Annotated in this window: 23 protein-coding genes and 2 pseudogenes; 7 read left to right on the top strand and 18 right to left on the bottom strand. The window is 68.3% G+C overall.

The window, feature by feature from the left end; all coding sequences use genetic code 11:
* Window positions 1–3 precede the first annotated feature (3 nt).
* Window positions 4–1,458, bottom strand: a complete 1,455-nt coding sequence (locus HND92_RS15725; protein WP_172208348.1) for a pitrilysin family protein — start codon at window positions 1,456–1,458, stop codon at window positions 4–6.
* 29 nt (window positions 1,459–1,487) lie between these two features.
* Here HND92_RS15725 and ftsY point away from each other — a divergent pair.
* A pseudogene (ftsY, locus tag HND92_RS15730) lies at window positions 1,488–2,635 on the top strand (signal recognition particle-docking protein FtsY).
* 54 nt (window positions 2,636–2,689) lie between these two features.
* On the opposite strand, the gene cutA reads toward ftsY, so the two are convergent.
* Window positions 2,690–3,052, bottom strand: a complete 363-nt coding sequence (gene cutA, locus HND92_RS15735) for a divalent-cation tolerance protein CutA (protein ID WP_011806619.1) — start codon at window positions 3,050–3,052, stop codon at window positions 2,690–2,692.
* 191 nt (window positions 3,053–3,243) lie between these two features.
* On the opposite strand from cutA, the gene rpoH reads away from it, so the two are divergent.
* The 3 genes from rpoH (at window position 3,244) to HND92_RS15750 (ending at window position 6,347) form a co-directional block, all read left to right on the top strand.
* Window positions 3,244–4,179, top strand: a complete 936-nt coding sequence (gene rpoH / locus HND92_RS15740; protein WP_172208350.1) for an RNA polymerase sigma factor RpoH — start codon at window positions 3,244–3,246, stop codon at window positions 4,177–4,179.
* Window positions 4,180–4,305: 126 nt separating this feature from the next.
* Complete coding sequence (locus HND92_RS15745; RefSeq protein ID WP_172208352.1) at window positions 4,306–5,316, top strand: tripartite tricarboxylate transporter substrate binding protein; 1,011 nt, start codon at window positions 4,306–4,308, stop codon at window positions 5,314–5,316.
* Between the two features lie 248 nt (window positions 5,317–5,564).
* A complete protein-coding gene (locus HND92_RS15750; protein WP_172208354.1) occupies window positions 5,565–6,347 on the top strand; it encodes a Crp/Fnr family transcriptional regulator in 783 nt (260 codons plus the stop codon).
* 21 nt (window positions 6,348–6,368) lie between these two features.
* On the opposite strand, the gene HND92_RS15755 is transcribed toward HND92_RS15750, so the two are convergent.
* The 6 genes from HND92_RS15755 to HND92_RS15780 all read right to left on the bottom strand — a co-directional run bounded on the left by HND92_RS15755 (window position 6,369) and on the right by HND92_RS15780 (window position 12,609).
* The gene (locus HND92_RS15755) at window positions 6,369–8,192 is read right to left on the bottom strand and encodes a bifunctional diguanylate cyclase/phosphodiesterase (RefSeq protein WP_172208356.1); all 1,824 of its coding nucleotides are present in this window, start codon (window positions 8,190–8,192) and stop codon (window positions 6,369–6,371) included.
* A 215-nt stretch (window positions 8,193–8,407) separates the two neighbouring features.
* Window positions 8,408–8,971: an SCO family protein gene (locus HND92_RS15760; RefSeq protein ID WP_015914157.1), complete on the bottom strand. Its 564-nt coding sequence runs from the start codon at window positions 8,969–8,971 to the stop codon at window positions 8,408–8,410.
* Window positions 8,972–9,028: 57 nt separating this feature from the next.
* On the bottom strand, window positions 9,029–9,949 hold the full coding sequence (cyoE, locus tag HND92_RS15765; RefSeq protein ID WP_011806625.1) for a heme o synthase: 921 nt from the start codon (window positions 9,947–9,949) through the stop codon (window positions 9,029–9,031).
* Entirely contained in the window at window positions 9,946–11,145 is a 1,200-nt protein-coding gene (locus HND92_RS15770; protein ID WP_172208358.1) for a heme A synthase, read from the bottom strand. The genes cyoE and HND92_RS15770 overlap by 4 nt, the downstream gene beginning before the upstream one ends.
* A complete protein-coding gene (locus HND92_RS15775) occupies window positions 11,142–11,891 on the bottom strand; it encodes a hypothetical protein (protein ID WP_172208360.1) in 750 nt (249 codons plus the stop codon). The genes HND92_RS15770 and HND92_RS15775 overlap by 4 nt, the downstream gene beginning before the upstream one ends.
* Window positions 11,833–12,609 (bottom strand): SURF1 family protein, encoded by a 777-nt coding sequence (locus HND92_RS15780; protein ID WP_088888411.1) that lies wholly within the window; start codon window positions 12,607–12,609, stop codon window positions 11,833–11,835. The genes HND92_RS15775 and HND92_RS15780 overlap by 59 nt, the downstream gene beginning before the upstream one ends.
* A 15-nt stretch (window positions 12,610–12,624) precedes the next feature.
* Between HND92_RS15780 and HND92_RS15785 the strand changes: the two genes are divergently transcribed.
* On the top strand, window positions 12,625–12,849 hold the full coding sequence (locus HND92_RS15785) for a twin transmembrane helix small protein (protein WP_015914161.1): 225 nt from the start codon (window positions 12,625–12,627) through the stop codon (window positions 12,847–12,849).
* 177 nt (window positions 12,850–13,026) lie between these two features.
* Here HND92_RS15785 and HND92_RS15790 read toward each other — a convergent pair whose 3' ends face one another.
* The 7 genes from HND92_RS15790 to HND92_RS15815 all read right to left on the bottom strand — a co-directional run bounded on the left by HND92_RS15790 (window position 13,027) and on the right by HND92_RS15815 (window position 19,105).
* Entirely contained in the window at window positions 13,027–13,908 is an 882-nt protein-coding gene (locus HND92_RS15790) for a cytochrome c oxidase subunit 3 (RefSeq protein ID WP_172208362.1), read from the bottom strand.
* A 58-nt stretch (window positions 13,909–13,966) separates the two neighbouring features.
* Window positions 13,967–14,176 (bottom strand): DUF2970 domain-containing protein, encoded by a 210-nt coding sequence (locus tag HND92_RS15795; RefSeq protein WP_011806631.1) that lies wholly within the window; start codon window positions 14,174–14,176, stop codon window positions 13,967–13,969.
* Window positions 14,173–14,793: a cytochrome c oxidase assembly protein gene (locus HND92_RS15800; protein WP_088888409.1), complete on the bottom strand. Its 621-nt coding sequence runs from the start codon at window positions 14,791–14,793 to the stop codon at window positions 14,173–14,175. Before HND92_RS15800 ends, HND92_RS15795 begins: the two co-directional genes overlap by 4 nt.
* 15 nt (window positions 14,794–14,808) lie before the next feature.
* Window positions 14,809–14,919 (bottom strand): cytochrome oxidase small assembly protein, encoded by a 111-nt coding sequence (locus HND92_RS19205; RefSeq protein WP_011806633.1) that lies wholly within the window; start codon window positions 14,917–14,919, stop codon window positions 14,809–14,811.
* 17 nt (window positions 14,920–14,936) lie between these two features.
* Complete coding sequence (ctaD, locus tag HND92_RS15805) at window positions 14,937–16,571, bottom strand: cytochrome c oxidase subunit I (RefSeq protein WP_172208364.1); 1,635 nt, start codon at window positions 16,569–16,571, stop codon at window positions 14,937–14,939.
* Between the two features lie 32 nt (window positions 16,572–16,603).
* A complete protein-coding gene (gene coxB / locus HND92_RS15810; RefSeq protein ID WP_172208374.1) occupies window positions 16,604–17,773 on the bottom strand; it encodes a cytochrome c oxidase subunit II in 1,170 nt (389 codons plus the stop codon).
* A gap of 423 nt (window positions 17,774–18,196) precedes the next feature.
* The gene (locus tag HND92_RS15815) at window positions 18,197–19,105 is read right to left on the bottom strand and encodes a class I SAM-dependent methyltransferase (protein WP_172208376.1); all 909 of its coding nucleotides are present in this window, start codon (window positions 19,103–19,105) and stop codon (window positions 18,197–18,199) included.
* 35 nt (window positions 19,106–19,140) lie between these two features.
* On the opposite strand from HND92_RS15815, the gene HND92_RS15820 reads away from it, so the two are divergent.
* Window positions 19,141–19,869, top strand: a complete 729-nt coding sequence (locus HND92_RS15820) for a ComF family protein (protein ID WP_172208378.1) — start codon at window positions 19,141–19,143, stop codon at window positions 19,867–19,869.
* 90 nt (window positions 19,870–19,959) lie between these two features.
* Window positions 19,960–20,448 (top strand): tRNA (cytidine(34)-2'-O)-methyltransferase, encoded by a 489-nt coding sequence (locus HND92_RS15825; protein WP_172208380.1) that lies wholly within the window; start codon window positions 19,960–19,962, stop codon window positions 20,446–20,448.
* 31 nt (window positions 20,449–20,479) lie between these two features.
* Here HND92_RS15825 and HND92_RS15830 read toward each other — a convergent pair whose 3' ends face one another.
* The 3 genes and pseudogenes from HND92_RS15830 to HND92_RS15840 form a co-directional block, all read right to left on the bottom strand.
* Window positions 20,480–20,944, bottom strand: a complete 465-nt coding sequence (locus tag HND92_RS15830) for a MaoC family dehydratase (protein ID WP_011806640.1) — start codon at window positions 20,942–20,944, stop codon at window positions 20,480–20,482.
* 82 nt (window positions 20,945–21,026) lie between these two features.
* Complete coding sequence (locus HND92_RS15835) at window positions 21,027–21,647, bottom strand: ParA family protein (RefSeq protein ID WP_047349749.1); 621 nt, start codon at window positions 21,645–21,647, stop codon at window positions 21,027–21,029.
* A gap of 147 nt (window positions 21,648–21,794) precedes the next feature.
* Window positions 21,795–22,432, bottom strand: a pseudogene (locus HND92_RS15840) (LysE family transporter).
* Window positions 22,433–22,591 lie beyond the last annotated feature (159 nt).

The following is a 22,591-nucleotide window of genomic DNA, read 5'->3' on the forward strand; positions in this document are numbered from 1 at the left end:
GGCTCAATGCACGCGGCCACCGGCAGCGTCGGGTGCTGGGGCGGCACGCTTGGTGCCTGCCGCCACGGGCTGGGGCAGCAGCGTGGCAACGGTGAGCTGATCGTCGCCGAAGTAACGCGCCGCCACGGATTGCACCTGCTGCGGCGTGACCGCGCGCAGCAGCTTGAGCATGCGCTCGTCCGCGTCCAGCGGCAGGCCCTGCACCCAGTTGCTGCCCAGATCGCTGGCCTGGCTGTAAAGCGAATCGCGCGCGTAGATGGTGGAGGCCGCCCACTGCGTCTTTACGCGCGAGAGCTCGGCCTCGCTCACGCCCTCGCGCGCCACGCGGGCCACCTCGGCGCGCAGCGCCTCCTCGACCTGGGCCGAGGTCTTGCCCGCGGCGGGCACGCCGGTCATGAGAAACAGCGCCGGCCCGCGTCCGAGGATGGACGCCTGGCTGTCCGCGCCGTCGGCCACACGGTCCGCACCCTGCGTGAGGGCTCGCTCCAGGCGCGCGCCGTCGTAGCCGCTGAGCACGGCCGACAGCACCAGCAGCGCCAGGCCGTCACGGTCGGCATCGGTCATGTCCTCCAGGCGCGTGACACCCGGCACGCGGAAGGCCAGCGCCACGTAGGCCTGCTCGGCCGGCGCCTTGAAGGCGATGCGGCGCAGGCCCTGCTGCGCCGGCTCGGTGCGCGGCTTGCGCGCCGGCAGGGCACGTGCGGGAATGGTGCCGTAGGTCTTCTCCGCCAGGGCCAGCACCTGCGCCGGGTCCACGTCGCCCGCCACCACCACGGCGGCATTGCCGGGCACGTACCAGTCGCGGTAAAAGCGGCGCACGTCGTCGGGGGTCATGGATTCCAGATCGCTCATCCAGCCCACCACCGGGCGACGGTAGGGCGAAGCGATGAAGGTGGAGGCGAACAGCTGCTCGATGAGCGCGGCGCGCGGCTGGTCCTCGGTGCGCATGCGGCGCTCTTCCTTGACGACCTCGATCTCCTTGGTGAACTCCGCGTCGGGCCACTGGTTGTGGGCGAAGCGGTCGGATTCGAGCTGCATCACGTCGGCCAGCCGCCCGGCCGGGATCTGCTGGTAGTAGCCGGTGTAGTCGCGGCTGGTGAAGGCGTTCTCCTGCCCGCCCAGCGCCGCCACGCGGCGCGAGAACTCGCCCGGCGGCACGGCCTTCGAGCCCTTGAACATCATGTGCTCCAGCACATGCGCCACGCCCGAGGTGCCGTCCACCTCGTCCATGGCGCCTACGCGCAGCCAGACCATGTGCACCGCCGTGGGCGCGCGCCGGTCGGGCTGCACGATGAGCTGCATGCCGTTCTTCAGGGTGAATTGCTGCGCACCGCTGGCCGTGGTGGCCTGGGCGTGCGCCGCCGCGGCAGACGCAGCAGGTGGGGATTCATGCGCTGGGTTTTGCGCCCAGGCGTGCAGACAGGCCAGCAGGCCCACAAGGGTGATAGCGCGTTTCATAGAATGGCTGCGATTCTACGAACCCGCCAATGTTCAGTTTTTTCAAGAAGAAACCGCCCGCCCCGCCGAACCCGCCCTTGCACCCGAGGACGTGGCCAGCCCTGCGGCGCCGCCCGCGGCCGACGCCCCCGCCAGTGGCGGAGCATTCGGCTGGCTGCGCAAGCCCTTTGGCGCAGGCGCCACCAGCGTGGCGGAGCCGGCTGCCCCTTCGGCCGGCGCCCCCGCAGCCATCGACGTGCCCCTTGCCGTCCCCGAGCCCACCCCGAAGCCCGGGGGCGCACGCCAGGGCTGGATGGACCGGCTGAAATCCGGCCTGCGCAAGACCGGCAGCAGCATCGCGACCGTCTTCACGGGCACGCAGATCAACGACGCGCTGTACGACGAGCTGGAGGAAGCCCTGCTCATGGCCGACACCGGGGTGAAAGCCACACAGCACCTGCTGGAGGACCTCAAGCGCCGCGTGAAAGAGACCAAGACCACCGAGCCTGCTGCCGTAAAGGGACTGCTGGCCGATGCGCTGGCCGACCTGCTGCGGCCGCTGGAAAAGCCGCTGGTGATCGGCGAGCACACACCCACCGTGATCATGGTGGCCGGCGTGAACGGCGCGGGCAAGACCACCTCCATCGGCAAGCTCACCAAGCACCTGGCCGACCATGGCGAGAGCGTGCTGCTGGCCGCCGCCGATACCTTCCGCGCCGCGGCGCGCGAGCAGTTGGGTGTCTGGGCCACGCGCAACACGGTGGAGATCGTCAGCCAGGAAGGGGGCGACCCTGCCGCCGTGAGCTTTGACGCCGTTACCGCCGGCCGCGCGCGCGGCAAAGATGTGGTGCTGGTGGACACCGCCGGCCGCCTGCCTACGCAGCTGCACCTGATGGAAGAGCTGAAGAAGATCCGCCGCGTGGTCACCAAGGCCGATGCCAGCGCCCCGCACGAGGTGCTGCTGGTGATCGACGGCAACACCGGCCAGAACGCGCTGGCGCAGGTGCGCGCGTTCGACGACGCGCTTCAACTCACCGGCCTGATCGTCACCAAACTGGACGGCACGGCCAAGGGCGGCGTGCTGGCCGCCATCGCGCAGGAGCGGCCCGTGCCCGTGTACTTCATTGGCGTGGGCGAGAAAGTGGAAGACCTGGAGACCTTCAGCGCACGCGAATTCGCCCAGGCCCTTCTGACCTGAGATAGTTACTTACCCCCTGTGGGCGGATGCAGGCGGCATCCGCCAGCCATTGCTTCAACGCGGCGCTTGACCAGGCCCGGCTATCGAGGCCGGGTCCACCTGCTGCGCCACCCACAGCACATAGTCCTGCTCTGCCTGCACGGCGTGGGTGAGCAGTTGCGGCACTTCGTAGGGGTGCTGGGCACGCAGCCAGTCCCGCAAGGCGGGCGCGGCAGACAGCAGCGTCTTGCACACCAGCCGCCACTCTGCTTCCGCCTGCTGCACCCCCTGCCAGACATAGTGCGAGGTGATGGCCTCCACCTGCACGCAGGCGGCCAGGCGCGCCTGGACAGCGCCCCTGGCCAGTCGGTGTGCGGCGGCGGCGTCGCCCACGGTGGTGGTCACAACGGCGATCTGGGCGTCTGGGGAAGATGTCATGATCGAAGTCTGGCACAAGGCGTAACTGCACAACGGACCTTGACCGCGCGGGAAAGCAGCCCCACCTGCGTTTTAAGGGCCGTCGTTGCGCCTCTTGGTGGTTATTTCCTACATCCGTAGGGGAACTATGCCTTTAGCACTCTATCCAATGGAGTGCTAATATGATTTGCATGGAAGAAAGGACTACCGATATGGCACTCCAGACTGCAACCTCCGTGACGACCCTCTCGCCCGCGAACCCGTGGGCGCTGGTTCCCCCGCTGGGCAACCTGGACGCCTATATCTCCGCCGTCAACCGCCTTCCCCTGCTCACGCAGGAGGAGGAGCAGCGCTACGCGCGCCAGCTCAAGGATGACAACAATGTCGAGGCTGCCGGCCGCCTGGTGCTGTCGCACCTGCGCCTGGTCGTGTCCATCTCGCGCCAGTACCTGGGCTACGGCCTGCCGCATGGCGACCTCATCCAGGAGGGCAACGTGGGCCTGATGAAGGCCGTCAAGCGCTTTGACCCTGACCAGGGCGTTCGCCTGGTGAGCTACGCCATGCATTGGATCAAGGCCGAGATCCACGAGTACATCCTGAAGAACTGGCGCATGGTCAAGGTGGCAACGACCAAGGCGCAGCGCAAGCTGTTCTTCAACCTGCGCTCCATGAAGCAGGGCTTCAAGGCCGACGCGCTGGACGCCGACACGCACCGCGAAACCTTATCCGACCACGAGATCGACCTGGTGGCCGAGCAGCTCAACGTGAAGCGCGAGGAAGTCATCGAGATGGAAACGCGCCTGTCCGGTGGCGACGTGCTGCTGGACCCCGCTCCCAGCGACGACGGCGAGCAGGCCTTTGGCCCCATCGCCTACCTCGCCGACGCGGGCCATGAGCCCACCGCCATGATCGAGGCGCGCCAGCGAGACGCGCTGGCCACGGACGGTATTGCCGCCGCCCTGGACAGCCTGGACGCACGCAGCCGCCGCATCGTGGAGCAGCGCTGGCTGCAGGTGAACGACGATGGCTCGGGCGGCATGACACTGCACGAGTTGGCGGCCGAGTACGGCGTGAGCGCGGAGCGCATCCGCCAGATCGAGGTGGCCGCCATGAAAAAGATGAAGAAGGCGCTGGCCGAGTACGCCTGAGCCGTCGCCCAGCAGCCCGGATCGCGGGCAGATAATCCAGGCGCGCAGCCCTCAACGGCTACGCGCCTTTTTCTTTGCCGGCGGGGCAGCACCTGGCTGCCTGGCCCAGACTGGAGATCGCCACCCATGTTCCCCCACCCCCTCGCCCGCCGCGGCCTGCTGGCACTGGCCCTGGCTTCGGCCTGCGGCGCCGCCGTGGCCCAGAAGGATGCCGCGCCCGCCACCCCCGGCTGGCCCGCCAAGCCCCTGCGCATCATCGTGGGCTTCCCACCGGGTTCTTCGCCCGACCTGACGGCGCGCACCTTCTCCGAGCCACTGTCCCAGGCCCTGGGCCAACCCGTGGTCGTGGAAAACAAGGTGGGTGCGGGCGGCAACATCGGCGCCGATGCGGTCGCCAAGGCGCAGGACGGCCACACCATCGGCCTGTTCATCAACGGCAACCTGACGATCGCCAAGCTGCTCAACGCACACGTGCCCTACGACCCCGTGAAGGATTTCGCGCCGCTGTCGCTGATCGGCGTATCGCCCCTGGTCCTGACCGCTCCCGTGAACCAGCCCGACGTGCCCGCGGGCGCCGACGCACGCGCCTTCCTGCAGGCCGCGCGCACCGCGGGCGACCGCTGGAGCTACGGCACCCCCGGCGTGGGCACCGTGGGCCACCTGGGCACCGAGCTGCTCAAGGCGCGCACCGGCATTGCACCGGTGCACGTACCGTACCCCGGCTACCCGCAGGTAGCCACCGCCATGCTGGGTGGCCAGTTGCAAATGGCGCTGCTGCCGCCCGCGCTCGCGCAGGCCCAGGCACGGGCGGGCAAGCTGCGCCTGATCGGTGTGACCTCCGCGGGCCGCAGCACGCTGGCGCCCGAGGTGCCCAGCCTGGCGGAGGCCGGCGTGCGCGACTTCCAGCTGGAGATCTGGAACGCCTTTGCCGCACCCGCGTCCATGCCCGCCCCGGTGCGCGCACGGCTGTCCCGCGTGATCGGTGAGATCGCCCGCAGCCCCGAAGTGCGCGCCAAGCTGTTCCAGCAGGGCTGGCAGGCCATTGGCTCGTCGGCCGAGGGGCTGGCCAACCGGATCCAGGCCGATACGGCCACCATGAGCCGCGTCATCCGCGAACAGGGCATCCGCGCCGATTGACCGCGCACCGTCGCAGCGCGGCGGCCACGCCGGTAAGGGACGGCGTGGGGCGCGGCCTGCGGCGCGCAGTGCAGGCACTTGGTCCCAAACGTTGACCTAGGTCACGGGGCAGGACGGCCCCGCCTTGCACACTCTCCGCCAATCCCCAGCACTCCGAGGCCGTTGACCGGCCCTCCGCGAGGCGCTACGGTATTCATAGCTTCCACCGCTTGCCAGACAAGCGCTGAAGCCCATTTTGGCTTGTACTCATGACCGACCATCCGTCCTCCGGCGGCCATACCTGCAACGACTGCGCCTGCCAGCAGCAGTGCCTGCTGGGCCGCCTGGACCCGCAAACGCGCGCGGGCTGGCGCGGGCACCTGACGGAGCGGCGCTTTCGCAAGGGCGAGATGCTGCAGCGCCAGGGCGAGAGCATCCACAGGGTGCAGGTGGTCAAGATCGGTACGCTGCTGGTGCAGCGCCGCGGCGACGATGGAGTGGAGCACCCCGTAGGCATGGCGGGCTGCTGCGAGGCCCTGGGCGCCCCCGCGCTGCTGCAGCAGCCGGCGGACCTGTCCTACGTGGCGGTCACGCCGGGGCGCGTCTGCCAACTGGACCTGGCGCCCCTGCTGGGGGCGGGCCGCCAGTCCCAAGGCGAATTCCTGCTGGAACTGGCGCGCGAACAACTGAACGCCAACGCGCGCCTGGCCGACTGGGGCCGCATCGCCCGCATCCGCGGCGTGGTGGGCCAACTGGCGGGCGCGCTGCTGCAACTGGCCGAGCTGCAGCGCAGCACGCTGGTGCGCCTGCCCAGCCATACGGTGCTGGCTGCCCTGCTCGCCACCACGCGCGAGTCCGTGGCGCGCGCCCTGGCGCTGCTGGCGCAGGAGCAAGGCGTGCTGCGGCGCGACCGCTGGCACTGCGAGATCCAGCGCGCGCCGCTGCTGGCGCTCACGCGCGGCGGCCGCCGCTCGGCGGCCAACCTGTACCAGGCGCGTGCGGCTGCGCGCACCACCCCTGCGGCGCAAGCGCCGGTGCACGCCGCGCTGTAAGCCAGCGTCGCTGCCTGCACCTCAGCCCAGCGCACCTTCCGCCGCCACGTCGGCACCGGCCGCGTACAGCAGGGCCACGTCGTCGGGCGCCAGCGCCTTGGCAAACAGCCAGCCCTGGTAGCAGGCGCACTGCATCTCGCGCAAAAACTGCAGCTGCTCGCGCGTTTCCACGCCCTCCACGACCACCCGCAGCCCCATGGTGTGCGCCAGCGCGACCACGGCGCGCACCAGCGTGGTGTCGCCTCCGCTGGCAGGCACGTTGCGCATGAATTCCCGGTCCACCTTGATGTGCGACACCGGCAGGCGCTTGAGGTAGGCCAGCGACGAGTGGCCCGTGCCGAAGTCGTCCAGCGCCACGGCCACGCCCAGCGCGCGCAGCTCGTTCAGCACCTGGCAGGCCTGCTCGGGGTCCGCCAGGGCTTCGGACTCGGTCACCTCCAGTTCCAGCAACTCGGGCGGGACATGGTGGGTGCGCAGGTTGCGCGCCACCTGCTCGACGAGGTCTGTCTGCCGCAGCTGCTGGGCGGACAGGTTCACTGCCACGCGCAAACGCATGCCCTGGCGCTCCCACGCCGCGATCTGGCGACAGGCCGCGGCCATGACCCAGGCGCCCAACTCCAGAATCAGTCCCGTGGCCTCCGCCACGGGCACGAAGCGCTCGGGCGACACCTCGCCCAGCTGCGGGTCGTGCCAGCGCAGCAGGGCCTCCACACCCACCATGCGGTTGGTGGCCACCTCGACCTGCGGCTGGTAATGCAGCGTCAGCCCGCCGTAGGCCAGGGCCAGCTTGAGCCGGTCGTGCAACTGGATCTTCTCGGCCATCTTGCGGCCCATGGACGGGGCGTAGAACGCGAAGTTGGCGCGCCCGCGGTGCTTGGCGTGGTACATGGCCATGTCGGCATAGCGCAGCAGCGTGGCGGCGTCGCCCGCATCCTGAGGGCACAGCGCGATGCCCATGCTGGCGCCGAAGTTCAGTTCGAACCCCTGCACGCGGCAGGGCACGCACAGCGCCTGCATCAGCCGCGCGGCCACGCCCTCGGCCTGCGCGGCGCTGGCCACCCCGGGCAACAGCACGGTGAACTCGTCGCCGCCCAGGCGCGCAAGGATGTCGCCCGTGCCCAGCGCACCCCGCAGGCGCCGCGCCACCTCCTGCAGCACCTGGTCGCCGGCGGCATGGCCGTAGCCATCGTTGATGGCCTTGAAGTCGTCCAGATCGAGCAGCAGCAGCGCGAAGGGCGGGCTTTGCGCTGCCGCCTGCTCCGCGATCGCCTGTTCCAGCCGCTGGCCGAACGTCCAGCGGTTGAGCAGGCCGGTCAGCGTGTCGTGCGTGGCCTGGTAGTGCATGCGCGCCTCCAGGCGCCGCAGGTCGGAGACGTCGCGCACAAAAGCCACCACCGTACCCCCGTGGGAGGAGGAATGGCCGAGGGCGATGTCCACCGGCACCTGGCTACCGTCGCGTCGCTGCAACCACAGGTCGCGCCCCATGCCCATGGGCCGGCGGCTGGGAGACTGGTGGTAGCGCTGCATATGCTGGCCATGCTCGGGCCGCGCGTGCACCGGCACCAGCAGGTCGATGGACTGGCCGCACAACTGCGCGTTGGTGTAGCCGCTGATGGTCTCCATGAGGGCGTTGACCATGAGGATGCGGCCCTGTCGGTCGGCCAGCACGATGCCGTCGGGCGCCGCATCCATGGCAGCGCGCTCCAGCGTTCCCGCGCTCAGGCTGCCGATGCGCTGCAGGAAGGCCGCCGCACTGTCGTCGGCGGCGTCATCGGTCCGATGGGGCGGCGGGTGCGTCACGCCGTCCTCGGACCGGGGGCGGGCGGCAGGGGCAAAGGAATCCATGGCGCGTCGGTAGGGCGTCGGTAGGTTGAGGCCGTGGCCGGCGCCTGCGCCATCACCGTCGATGCGCCTGGCGCCCAGCCACTGTGCACTCTAGGCAGGCGCGACGCTCTCCTGGCGCCTATCGCCACCCAAGGTGACGCACACGTCAATTCAGGCCCTACGGGCAATGTGGTTTTTGCCACACGCCAGCCCCTGGGCGCGTGGAGCGCGTGGAATCAGCGGGTTTCGTCCAGCAGAGCGCGCACGTCGGCCGCCAGGCTCTGTGCCCCACTGCCGTAGCGGTGGTACACGCGCAGGCGGCCGGCAGGGTCATAGACATAGCTGCCGGCGGAATGGTCCATGGTGTAGCTCGTGGGGGTCTGGCCCTCCACGCGCTTGTAGTAGATCTTGAAGTCCTTGGCCACGGCGGCCAGTTGCTCGGGCGTGCCGCGCAGCGCGAGGAAGCTGGGATCGAAGTTGGCCATGTAGGCCTTGAGTACCTCGGGCGTGTCGCGCTCGGGGTCCACGCTGACGAAGATGCCTTGCAGCTTGTCGCCGTCCGCGCCCAGGGCGCGCTTGACGTCGGCCAGTTCGGACATCGACGTGGGGCAAACGTCCGGGCATTGCGTGTAGCCGAAGAACACCACCACCACCTTGCCCGCGAAGTCCTTGAGGCTGCGCGGCTGGCCGTTGTGGTCGGTCAACTGCAGGTCGCGCGCGTACTCGGCACCCGTGAGGTCCACCCCCTGGAACTTGGGCGCCTTCGGAGAACATGCGGCAAAAGTGCCTGCAACGCCCATCCAGAAAGCGCCAGCAGCTATTTTTTTCAGAGCATCACGTTTATCCATAAGCTTGCTTCACAGGAGGTAGTGGTCCACCAGCAGCGCCGCGAACAGCAGGCTCAGGTGGATCAGCGAGAAACGAAAGGTCTTGCGCGCCAGCGTGTCGGAGTAGTCGCGCCACAGCCGGAAGCCGTACAGGCAAAAGCCCGCGCTCAGCACCACGGCGGCTGCAAGGTAGATCCACGAACTCATACCGTACACGAAAGGCATGAGGCAGCCTGCGAACAGGATCAAGGTATAGAGAAACACCTGCAGGCGCGTGAACTCGTTGCCGTGGGTGACGGGCAGCATGGGCAGGCCGGACTTGCGATAGTCCTCCACGCGGTACAGCGCCAGTGCCCAGAAGTGCGGCGGCGTCCACAGGAAAATGATGAGGAACAGGATCAGTGCCTCGGGGCCCACCTCGCCGGTCATCGCGGCCCAGCCCAGCACGGGCGGCATGGCGCCGCTGGCGCCGCCGATCACGATGTTCTGCGGCGTGAGCGGCTTGAGGATCACCGTGTAGATCACCGCATAGCCGACAAACGTGGCGAACGTCAGCCACATGGTCAGCGGGTTCACCCACCAGTACAGCAGCGCCGAGCCCGCCGCGCACAGCAGCGCCGAGAACAGCAGCGTCTGCGTGTTGGACAGCTCGCCCTTGGCCGTGGGGCGCCAGGCCGTGCGCTTCATCTTGGCGTCGATGCCCTGCTCCACGATGCAGTTGAACGCCGCCGCCGCACCAGCCACGAGCCAGATGCCCGCGCTGGCCACGGCCATCAACGCCCACTGCGCGCCGCTGGGCATGCCCGGCACGGCCAGCACCATGCCGATGAAGGCGCAGAACACGATGAGCTGCACCACACGCGGCTTGGTCAGCGCGTAGAACTGGGACAGCCGCGACGGCAGAGCGCGCGGCGCTGCGGCGGCGGGGGCGGGAGCAGGAGCGGCACTCATGCGGAAACTCTCTTGACGGAATCGGCACCGGCGCGCGGCTGCGAAGCCGTGGCGCCGGCAGTGGCGCGGCTGGCCGTGAGCGCCCAGGTCAGCACCACCACCAACGCGGCAGCGCCGCCCGTGTGCAGCACGGCGGCCACCAGCGGCCAGTCCAGCACCACGTTGGACAGGCCGGTGACAAACTGCAGCAGCGCCAGGCCTGCGAGCCAGCGCGCCGGGTCGCGCAACACGCCCGCGCGGCGCAGGCGCCAGGCCAGCACCACCAGCGCCGCCAGCACCAGGTAGGCCGCGAGCCGGTGCACGTAATGGATGGCCGTGAGCCCGGCGAAGCTGATGTGGCTGCCGTCCTGCAGCAGGCCCAGCGCGCGCCAGACCTGAAAGCCCTCCGCAAACGCCATGTCGGGCCACCAGCTGCCCTGGCACTGCGGGAAAGTGGTGCAGGCCAGCACCGCGTAATTGGTGCTGACCCAGCCGCCCAGCACGACCTGCAGCGCCACCAGCGCCGCCGTCACGCCCAGCAGCCAGCGCAGGCCGCGTGGCAGCGCCACGGGCACCACGCCCTGCGTCATCTGCGTCTGGCGCACGGCCTGCACGCACAGCAGCGCCAACAGCACCAGCCCGCCGATGAGGTGCAGCGTGACGATGGCCGGGAACAATTTCATGGTCACGGTGAGCGCGCCGAAAGCGCCCTGCAGGCACACCCACACCAGCGTGGCGGTGGGCCACCAGGGGCTCAGCGCGGGCGCCGCCCCTGCCAACTGAGGCAACTGTGCGGCTGCGCGGCGTTGGCGCCACGCGCCCACGGTGAGCGCGATGATCAGCACGCCCACGCCGGTGGCAAGGTAACGGTGGATCATCTCCACCCAGGCCTTGCCGTGGGTGACGGGGCCGGTGGGCATGGCTTCCTGTGCGGCCGAGATCTCCGCACGCGCGCCCACCGGGCTGGCGTTGCCGTAGCAGCCCGGCCAGTCGGGGCAGCCCAGGCCGGAGTCCGTCAGGCGCGTGAAGGCGCCGAACAGCACCAAGTCGAAGGTGAGGAACAGCGTGAGCACGGTGAGCGCCTGCAGACGCCGCACCGGCGTGTTGCCGCGCCCGCGCCACCACACCCAGGCCAGCGGGCCCAGGGCGATCACGATGCCCAGGGCCATCAGCTCCAGGGCCGGCGCCAGGTCGTACAGCGGCTGCATGTCCGTCACGGGGCCTCCTGCAAGCGGCCGGGCTGGTCCCATGATGCCGAGGCGCGCAGCAGCCGGTCCAGGTCGCGCTTGGCCTTGGCCGCGCCAGCGCGGTCCAGCCGCGCGGGAAAGCGCATCATCCAGTGGCCCTGCGGGTCTACGACGTACAGGTGTTCTTCCAGCGTATGGCCGGGCGCGGGTTGCAGCCAGGTGGCCAAGGTGGCGGCATCCACGCGGCGCACGGTGGCGCCCTGCAGGCCGGGGGCGATCTCCGCCGGGGGCACGGCGCCGTCGGACACCAGCCAGACCCAGTCCATGCGCTCCTTCTCGCGGCCCATGGTTTCGCGCAACTGGCGCTGCAGGTACAGGTTGTTGCGGCAGCCGTCGTCGCAGGCGCCGGCTGCCACGCTCACCAGCAGCCACTGGCCACGCAGCTCGCCCAGCGTATGCGCCGTGCCGTCCAATGCGGTGGCTGCGGCCTGCGCGGGCAAGGCGCGCTGGGGTTCGATGAGCTCACCAAAGTTGCGCCGGCCCTCGGGACGCAGCACGTAATAGGTGAAGTACGAAGCGATCACGGGCGCCGCGCACACCAGCAACAGCCCCAGCATCTGCCAGCGGCCGCTGCGCGAGCGCTGCAGCGCCGCCATGGCATCGCCGGCCTGGGGCAGGCTGTGCACCGTGAGGCCCAGCGGCTGCTGGCCGCCGGTCTCAGGCACCACGCTGGCGGCCTGGGCGAAGGAAGCGTCGGACGAATTGGAACCAGACATAGAGGATTGCCACCAGGCCGCAAAGCCCGAACCATTGGAATGCGTAGCCGTAATGCTTGTCGACGCCGCTGTCGATGGGCGCCCAGTCGCGCTGCAGCCCGTCGCTGGCGGCGCCGGTCTGCACGACGGTCAGGGGCGCCAGCGCCAGGCCGGTCTCGGCCCCATAGGCGGCCAGGTCCAGATTCTGCCGGATGCGCGAAGACCCCTCGCCCTGGGCGGTGGGTGCGAACTCATACAACCGCGCCGGCGGTCCGGCGAGCCGCCCCTCCAACTGCACCGGTCCGGCAGGGGTGGTGATCTCCGGCAGGCGCGTGCGCTCCAGGAAGTTGCGCGGCGCCCAGCCGCGCTGCACCAGCACCACGCGCGGGCTGTCCGCCAGTTGCAGGGGCGTGAACACGAAAAAGCCCGGACGCCCGTACATCTGGCGGTTCTCCAGGAACACCGTGGCCTCGGGCAGCCACTGGCCGCGCAGCTCGGCGCGGCGGTGCAGCAGCGGCGCGGTGGCCTCCTGCGATGCCGACTGCAGCGCCTGTGCCAGTTCGGCACCCTGCAGCGGTGCGCGGGACTGGCGTTCGTCCATGGCCGCCTGCAGCGCGGTCTTCTGCGCGGCACGCGACAGTTGCCAGCGGCCCAGGGACGCGGTCACCACCATGGCGACCAGCGCCGCGAGGGTCACCAGCCAGAAGCGCAGGCCGAAGGGTTGTCGGGCAGGGTTCACCGGATAATGGGCCTCATGAAGATTCTGGTGGCATTGGCGTTTCTCGCCATCATCGCAAGCCTGGGCTCGGCGCTGTTTTTCATGATGCGCGGCAAGGGCGACGACCGGCAACAGGGCAAGCGCATGGCCCGCGCGCTGGGGCTGCGCGTGGGGCTGTCCATCGTGCTGTTCCTGTGCCTGCTGCTGGCCTGGAAGCTGGGGTACATCCAGCCAACCGGGCTGCCCGCCGCAGTGCGCTGAGGCGCACGCCGATGGCCATCAAAAAAGTGAGCGCCTTGCGCTTGGTGCACAGGGCTTTCAATAGTATTTATATCCAAAGTGCTTATCTATCAAGCGCAGGCAGCTCCTGTTTTTGAAGCAACCACCTCCGCGTAAAAAAAGCGCCTTGCGGCGCTTTTTCCCGATCCGGAGACGGGATTACATCCAATACACCAGGATGTACAGGCCCAGCCAGACCACGTCCACGAAGTGCCAGTACCAGGCCGCGCCCTCGAAGCCGAAGTGGCGCTCGGCCGTGAAGTGGCCGCTGTGCAGGCGCAGCGTGATGAACAGCAGCATCAGCATGCCCACGAACACGTGGAAACCGTGGAAGCCCGTGAGCATGAAGAAGATGGAGCCGTACACGCCCGAGGTGAGCTTGAGGTTCAGGTCGGTGTAGAGGTGGAAGTACTCGTAGCCCTGCACGCACAGGAACACGAAGCCCAGCAGCACCGTGACCCACATGAAGCCGATCGTCTTGGCGCGCTGGCCTTCGCGCAGCGCGTGGTGGGCGATGGTGAGCGTGACGCCCGACGTCAGCAGCAGCGCGGTGTTGATGGTGGGCAGCCAGAACGGGCCGACAGTCTGGAAGGGCTCGACGATGCCCGCCGGCGAGGCGGTCACCCCCGCTGCCATGCTGGGCCAGACGGCCTTGAAGTCGGGCCACAGCAGCGCGTTGTCCAGGCTACCCAGCGCCGGCACCGAGTGCGCGCGCGCCCACCACAGCGCGGTGAAGAAGGCGCCGAAGAACATCACCTCCGAGAAGATGAACCAGCTCATGCTCCAGCGGTACGACAGGTCGATCTTGCGGCCATACAGGCCGCCCTCGCTCTCGCGCGCAGCGTCGCGAAACCACTGGTACAGCACGAACAGCCACCAGGCCAGGCCGAAGGCCAGCGAATACTTGCCCCAGTCATGGCCGTTGATCCACTGGCTCGCGCCGAGGAGGACAAAGAACAACCCCGCCGCCGCCAGCACGGGGTGGCGAGACTCCGCGGGGACGTAGTAGTAAGGCGTCGTGCCGTGGGTAGATGCACTCATTTCAGCTCCTCGTTCTCAAAGTTCTCGGTTGTCTCGTTGTTATCAGCGGCGGCAGGCCTCAAGCAATCCAGTTCACCAGTCCGATCAGCAGCAGCACCAGCACAAACAGAGCGACCAATCCCACGAACACGATGTGCAGCGGCTGCAGCGTCTCCTGGTCGCGCTGGTATTGCTCCCCCTTGCGCAACCCGATCAGCGACCATGCCACGGCACGCAGGGTGCGCAACAGCGATCCCTTGCGCGGCGGACGCGGGGGCGTGGGGCTCATGAACCGGCCTCCGCGGAAGTCGCCGGCAGTGCGGCGGCCGTGGACTGGGGCGCGGCCGGCGTCTTGCCGCCGACTTCGAAGAAGGTGTAGGACAGCGTGATCGTGGTGACGTCCTTGGACAGGCGCGGGTCGATCACGAAGGCCACGGGCCATTCCTTCTTCTCGCCGGGCTCAAGGGTGTATTGGTTGAAGCAGAAGCACTCCAGCTTGGTGAAGTGGGCGGCCGCCTGGCGCGGCGCATAGCTGGGGATGGCCTGCGCGGCCATGCGGCGGTCCTGCACGTTCTGGAACTCGTACATCACCGTGGCCAGCTCGCCCGGGTGCACCTGCACGGAGCGCTGCGCGGGCCGGAACTGCCACGGACCACGCGCGTTCGCATCGAACTCCACAGTGATGAGGCGGGTCTTGTCCACCTGGCTGTTGGCGGGCACCTGGGCGTTGCGGCCGGCCGTGCCGTTGCCGGGCACCTGCCGCTCCGACAGCGACAAGATGTTGATGCCCGTCATCTCGCAAATGTGCTTGTAGATCGGGATCAGCACGTAGCCGAAGGCGAACATGCCGACCGTCACCACGGCCAGCTTGCCCACCATCTTCAGGTTCTCGCTACGCGCACCCATGGTCCCGCCCTTTCGTCAATGCAGCCAGGCGATCTTCACCATGAAGCCGATGAAGAACACCGCCGCCACCGACGCCAGGATCAGCGCCATGCGCAGGTTGGATTTTTTTTGCTCCGGCGTGGTCATGGCGATCTCCCGGAATGTCAGCCGATCACCCGCGTGGCCGTAGCGTCCAGCTTGGGCGGCACTTCAAAGGTGTGGAACGGCGCGGGCGACGGCACTTCCCATTCGAGGCCTTCAGCGGCTTCCCAGGGCTTTTGCGGCGCCTTCACGCCCCGCCCGCGCATGGCCGGCAGCACGACGAACAGGAAGAAGTACACCTGCATCAGTCCAAAGCCCAGTGCCCCGACGGACGCCAGCGCGTTGAAGTCGGCAAACTGCATGGGGTAGTCGGCATAGCGGCGCGGCATGCCCGCCAACCCCAGAAAGTGCATGGGGAAGAAGGTGATGTTGAAGGTGATCAGCGAGCCCCAGAAGTGGATCTTGCCGCGCGTCTCCGAGTACATGATGCCCGTCCACTTGGGGCTCCAGTAGTAGTAGGCCGAGAACATGGCGAACAACGAACCGGCCACCAGCACGTAGTGGAAGTGGGCCACCACGTAGTAGGTATCCTGCAGCTGGATATCGATCGGGGCCATGGCCAGGATCAGGCCGGTGAAACCGCCCATGGTGAACACGAAGATGAAGCCCACGGCAAACAGCATGGGGGTTTCAAAGGTCATGGAGCCGCGCCACATGGTAGCCACCCAGTTGAAGATCTTCACGGCCGTCGGCACGGAGATCAGCATGGTGGCGTACATGAAGAACAGCTGGCCGGTCACCGGCATGCCGGTCGTGAACATGTGGTGGGCCCACACGATAAACGACAGGATCGCGATGGACGAGGTGGCGTACACCATGGAGGCGTAGCCGAACAGCTTCTTGCGGCTGAAGGCGGGAACGACCTGGCTGATGATGCCGAAGGCCGGCAAGATCATGATGTACACCTCGGGGTGGCCAAAGAACCAGAAGATGTGCTGGTACATCACCGGGTCGCCGCCGCCGGCGGGGTTGAAGAAGCTGGTGCCAAAGTGGCGGTCGGTCAGCGTCATGGTGATGGCGCCGGCCAGCACGGGCATCACGGCAATCAGCAGGTAGGCGGTGATCAGCCAGGTCCAGGCGAACATGGGCATCTTCATCAGCGTCATGCCTGGCGCGCGCATGTTCAAAATGGTGACGATGATGTTGATCGCGCCCATGATGGAGCTGGCGCCCATGATGTGCATGGCAAAAATGCCGGCGTCCATCGACGGGCCCATCTGCAGCGTCAGCGGCGCATACAGCGTCCAGCCCGCAGCCGGTGCGCCGCCGGGCATGAAGAACGAGCCCACCAGCAGCAGCGCCGCCGGAATCAGCAGCCAGAAGCTGAAGTTGTTCATGCGCGCGAACGCCATGTCGGACGCGCCGATCTGCAGCGGGATCATCCAGTTCGCGAAACCCACGAAGGCCGGCATGATGGCGCCGAACACCATGATCAGCCCGTGCATGGTGGTAAGTTGGTTGAACAGCTCGGGGTTCACCACCTGCAGCCCGGGCTGGAACAGCTCGGCACGGATCAGCAGCGCGAGCACGCCGCCGATCATCAGCATGGTGAACGAGAACAGCAGGTACAGCGTCCCGATGTCCTTGTGGTTGGTGGCAAACACCCAACGGCGCCAGCCGGTGGGGCCGTGGTGGTGGTCACCGTGGTCGTGTGCGTGGCCGCCGGCGTGCCCGTGATTGTCCAGAACTGCGCTCATGTTCGATTCCTCAATGCGTTGGGCGTTGCGGTTCACTTGCCGCGCTGGGCCACGATTTCAGACGGCTGCACCAGCTGACCCGTCTTGTTGGACCAGGCGTTCTTGGTGTAGGTCACCACGGCGGCCAGATCGGTGTCGCTGAGCTGCGCCCAGGCGGGCATGGCGCCGTTGGCAGCGCCCTTGAGCACCACCTGGATCTGCTTGGCGTGGTCGGCGTCGGTGACGATGGCCGAACCGTCCAGCGGCTTGATGGGGCCGGCTCCCTTGCCGTTGGCCTGGTGACAGGCGGCGCAGTTGGCGGCGTAGACCTTCTCGCCGCGCGGCAGCAGCGCGTCCAGCGTCCAGACCTTGCTGGGATCGTCCAGCTTGGCGGCGGCCTTCTTCTTCTCGCCATCCACCCACTGCGTGTATTCCTGTGCGGACACTACCTTGACGTGGATCGGCATGTAGGCGTGCTCCTTGCCGCACAGCTCGGCGCACTGGCCGTAGTAGTCGCCCACCTTTTCCGCGCGGAACCAGGTGTCGCGCACGAAGCCGGGGATCGCGTCCTGCTTGATGCCGAATGCCGGCACCATGAAGGCGTGGATCACGTCGTTGGCCGTGGTGATCACGCGCACCTTCTTGCCCACCGGCACCACCAGGGGTGCGTCCACCTTCAGCAGGTAGTCGGCTGGTGCATTGGCCACGTTGCCGCTGTCGGACATCCGGCGATGGCTGCTGTCCAGCGTGGAGATGAAAGACAGGCCCTCACCCTCGCCCGACAGATAGTCGTAGCCCCACATCCACTGGTAGCCGGTCACCTTCACCGTGAGGTCGGCATTGGTCGTGTCCTTTTGCGCCACCAGCACCTTGGTGGCCGGCAGGGCCATGAGGACCACGATGATGAAGGGGATCACCGTCCAGACCACCTCGACGGTGACGGACTCGTGGAAATTGGCGGCCTGGGCGCCGCGCGACTTGCGGTGCTTCCAGATCGAATAGAACATCACCGAGAACACGCCGACGAAGATCACCGTGCAGATGATGAGCATCATCCAATGCAGGAAGTGCTGCTCCTCGGCGATCTTGGTCACGGGGGGGTGCAAGTTCAGCTGGTTCACCGCCGGGCCGCCGGGCAGGCTTTGAACCGCATGGGCCGCCGTGCCCACCCATGCTCCGGCCATCAGCAGCCCAGAAGCCAGCTTGTTGGAAATGCTCTTCATAGTTCTCACTTACTTCTAAGCTCCAATTGACCAATCCCTCGGTGCGCGCCTGCGTGGGGTCAGGCGGCGCACAAAGCCATGCGGGCATGCCGTGCACCCGCTTTCACCAATCAGTCCAGACCGCTTTCCTGGCAGCCTGTTGTCTCCGCAATCCAACACGGACTCTCTTGATCGCATTCAGCATGCCCAGCACGGGACATGGCTGCAATACACGTTAGTCCCGAGAGAACACTGCCAAGAAGTGACGCAGAAAGGAGGCCTGAGAGCGCCGCGTGGCGCCATCAGAACCCCAGAAGACGCGCCGCCGGCCGCGGGCGACCACCCGATGCAGGCGCGCCAAGAGAGTTCCGAATCTGCAATCTCAAAGAATTATAGCCTGCATTGATTGAGGTCATTGACAGCGCAAATTGCGCCGCAGCCCCCTCAGCGCGGCACCGTGCGTCCTGCGTGGAGCATGGCGCGCATGTCCTGCAGCGACACCGCGCTGCTGCCCTCCACGCGCACGCGGGGCGCGGGCTTGAAGGCATGGCCGTAAACGACCTCGAAGGTCAATGCAAGCTGCCCCTCGTGGCGAGGGTCGGCCAGCCGCTGGGCCAGCGCCTCTTCCAGTCGCTGGCGCCAGTGGCGCCCGCGCAACGCGGGAAAGCGCTGCGGATGCAGGTTGCGCCCCAGGCCGCGCAGCTCCTGCAGCAGCCGCTCGGGCGTGGCAAAGGTGAGCGTGATGCGTTCCATGTCCATGACAGGCTCGGCAAACCCCGCATGCACCAGCATGTCGCCCCAGTCGTGCATGTCGGTCATGGCGTGGCCGGCGGCGGGCCAGCCCAGCTCGGCATACAGCGCGTGCAGCTCGCGCAGCGTGTCAGGGCCCAGGCACGAGAACATCAGATAACCGTCCACCGCCAGTGCCCGATGCCACTGGGTGATCAGCGCCTGCGGGTCCGCCGCCATGTGCAGGGCCATGTTGGACCACAGCATCTGGACGCTGCCCTCGGGCGGCACCCCGAAGCGCGGCGCCGCCGCGGTCCAGCGCGCGGGGCTCCACCAGGGCTTTGCGAAGCGCACGCGCGCCAGCGCCTCCCCCGCGGGTGATGAAGTCTCGGTGATATGGCTGGCGGCTTGTTCGAAATGCTGGCCCACCAGGCCATGGCCCTGCACGCCGCCGCGCAGCGGATCCCAGTCGCACCAGGCCTGCGGCGCCTGCACGATCCACTGCAGCCGCTCCTGCATGCGCTGCGCCACCTCTTCGTGCAACCAGGGCGAGACCTCGGGCACCATGGCATGCCAGCGTGCAGCGGCAACCGGGTCGATGGTGGGCGGAAGGTGTTCGGACATGGCGGGCCGCAAATGGCCGCGAGTATATTGAGCCCATGCTGTTCACGCATCTGGCCACGCACCTGGCAGGGATATCGCGCGGCCTGGCCCGCGTGGGCGCGGCAGTGCCCAGCCGCTGCGCGGTCTGCCATGCCTGGCCCGCGCGCCCCGTGTGCGACGCCTGCCGCATGCAGTTTGCTCCGCCGCTCCCGCGCTGCGCCACCTGCGCGCGGTTGCTGCCCCACGGCGTCGCGCAGTGCGGCGACTGCCTGCGCCGCCCTCCGCCGCTGGATGCCTGCGTGGCCGCGGTGAGCTACGCCTTTCCTTGGGCCGACCTGCTGGCCCAGTTCAAGTTCCATGCGGAGCCCGGCTGGGCCGGCGCCCTGGCGCAACTGATGGTGCGTGCCCCAGGCGCGCAGGCAGCGCTGGCCCAGGCCGACCTGGTGGTGCCCGTGCCGCTGTCACCCGAGCGATTGCGCCAGCGCGGCTACAACCAGGCCCTGCTGCTGGCGCGCGCGCTGGGCCACCCACAGGTGCACGCGCGGATGCTGCTGCGCGTGCGCGATACCGAGGCGCAGAGCCACCTGGCGCGTGCCGAACGGCTGCGCAACCTGCGCGGCGCCTTCGTGCCCGACCCGCTGCGGGCCGCGCAACTGGCCGGCAAGCGGGTGCTGCTGGTGGACGACGTGATGACCACCGGCGCCACGCTGCATGCGGCCGCAGCGCCCCTGCGCGATGCGGGTGCGCTGCAGGTCTGCGCGCTGGTGCTGGCCCGCACGCCGTGACGCGCGGGCATGGCCGCCGGTATACGATTCATTACCATCTGCCGCCTCATCCGTCAGCCTGCCACCCGCGGGCCGCCGACAATAGCCACCATGTTTCACATCGTCCTCGTCGAGCCTGAGATTCCGCCCAACACCGGCAACGTGATCCGCCTGGCCGCCAATACCGGCTGCATGCTGCATCTGGTGGAACCGCTGGGCTTCTCCATGGAAGACCCTCTCATGCGCCGCGCGGGGCTGGACTACCACGAGTACGCCGAGGTGCGCCGCCACCCGGGCTGGACGGCCCTGCTGCGCGACATGCAGCCCGACCTGTCGCGCATGTTCGCGCTGACCACCCATGGCACGCAGTCGGTGTACGACACGGGCTTCCTGCCGGGCGACTGGTTCGTGTTCGGCGCCGAATCGCGCGGCCTGCCGCCGGAACTGCGCGAGACGTTCCCCCCCGCGCAGCGCCTGCGCCTGCCGATGCTGCCCAACCAGCGCAGCCTGAATCTGTCCAACGCCGTGGCCGTGACGGTCTACGAGGCGTGGCGGCAAAACAGCTTTCTCACTCCGTCCACGCAGACCCAGACTGCCTGAACCGGACCGGCAGGCCCCCGGCGCAGCCCCTTCAGGCGGGTGCGCCGTAGCTGCGCACCAGCGCCTCGGCCACGCACACGGGCTTGTCGCCACCCTCGCGCTCCAGGGTCACCTCCCAGGTCATCTGCATGCCGTCGGGCGCGACGGGCTCGGCCGCTGCCAGCACCATGTGCGCGCGCAGCCGGCTGCCCACGGGCACGGGAGCGGGGAAGCGCACCCGGTTGAGCCCGTAGTTCACGCCCATGCGCGCGCCGGTGATGGCAAACGATGCCTCCATGAAGCGCGGCAGCAGCGACAGTGTCAGAAAGCCGTGCGCGATGGTGGTGCCGAACGGCCCCTGCGCTGCGCGCTGCGGGTCCACATGGATCCACTGGTGGTCGCCCGTGGCGTCGGCAAACCGGTCGATCTGCGCCTGGGTGACTTCCACCCAGTCGGTGACGGCCACTTCCTGCCCGACGCAGGAGGCCACTTCGGAATAGCTGCGGAAGGTTTTCATGCGGCCACTGTAGCGGCCTGCGCGCGCGGGCGCCTGTCGGCACCGCGACAGCCCAGGCGCTGGAACTCGGCCAGCGCGCGCGTCAGGCGCCGTCCAGCCAGGCGCAGATGCCCTGCCACTGCTCCAGGTCGCGCGCCACGCGGCCGGGCGACAGATCGAACAGCGACAGGCCGTGCGCCGCCAGGTGGATGTAGTTCTGCGTGTCGCGCAGGTAGCCCAGCACCGGCAGGCCCAGGCTGTCCACGAAGGCATGCAGCTTGTCCGCCGCGATGGTGCGCGCGTCCACGCGCATGCCCACGATGCCGATCGGCACGCCCGCGCTGCGACGGTGCGCGGCCAGCTCGTCCAGAAACTGGCGCGTGGCGAAGATGTCGAACACGCTGGGCTGCAGCGGCACGATGATGCGGTCGGCCAGCTTGAGCATGTCCTTCAACCGCCAGCCGTGCAGGCCCGCGGGCGTGTCGAGCACGGCGTGGGTGGCGTGCTTGGGCGGCTTGTCGAAGCGATCGGGCTCCACATCCCACGCGCCAATGGGGCGCGCCGCGGCCGGGCGTTGCTGCAGCCACAGCCGCGCGGACTGCTGGCGGTCCACATCGCCCAGTACCACCGCATGCCCGCGGCTGGCGTAGTAGCCGGCGATGTTGGTGGCCAGCGTGGACTTGCCCACGCCGCCCTTGGGATTTGCAACTGCGACCACGGTCATGCCTGCCTCCTGTGTTCCGTACCCGCGCGGGGCCAGCCCGCATCGTAGTGCCGGCGGTCACGGCCGCTGGCTCCACATAAGCAAAAACAGGCCTTAGCGCCCGTCCATCAAGCGCCAATAGCTATCATAAAAATAGCAAACCACCGGCTACCCGTGCTGTGTGCCGCGCTTGACGAAAAACAGCCCTGCGCCCACCAGCATCAGCAGGCCGCCAAACACGCGGTTCTGCGTGCGCATGGCGCGGCCGCTGCGCATCAGCGTGCGCAGCGCGCTGGCGCTGGCGGCGTAGCCGTTCATCACGATCAGGTCCACCGAGAGCATGGTGACGGCCATCACCAGCAGCTGGCTCCACAGCGGGCGCGTGTCGGTCATGAACTGCGGCAACACGGCCACCATGAAGATGATGCCCTTGGGGTTGGTGGCATTGGTCAGCAGGCCGGTGAGCACGCGGCGGCGCCAGCTCGCGGGCTGCGCCTGCAGGTCGCCCTGCAGCGTGCCGGCGGCGCCCGCGCGCCACTGCATGAAGCCCAGGTAGATCAGGTAGCACGCACCCAGCACCTTGACGATGCTGAAGGCCAGTTCCGACGCCACCAGCAGCGAGCCCACGCCCGCGCCGGCCACCACCAGGATCAGCAGCAGGCCCAGCTCCAGCCCCAGGATCGTGGCGCCCGCCTTGCGCACGCCGTAGGACAGCCCGTGGCTCATGGACAGCACGGCGCCCGAGCCCGGCGAGATGGCGATCACCCACGACGCCGCAAAAAAGCCATCCAGGTATGCCAGTCCATGTCGTGGTCCGTCGGGAAATGAGGGGGGAAGGAATGCGGCGATTCTATCGGCCGACGCAGCCGGCACGCTGCGCGGCGGTCCTCTGGCGTCCGGCATGAAAACGCGGCCTAGCGCTTTTCCATCCAGCGCTAACAGCTATCAAAACCAGAGCATTCACG

This window comes from Diaphorobacter sp. JS3050 (assembly GCF_013154915.1).
GTDB lineage: Bacteria > Pseudomonadota > Gammaproteobacteria > Burkholderiales > Burkholderiaceae_C > Diaphorobacter > Diaphorobacter nitroreducens.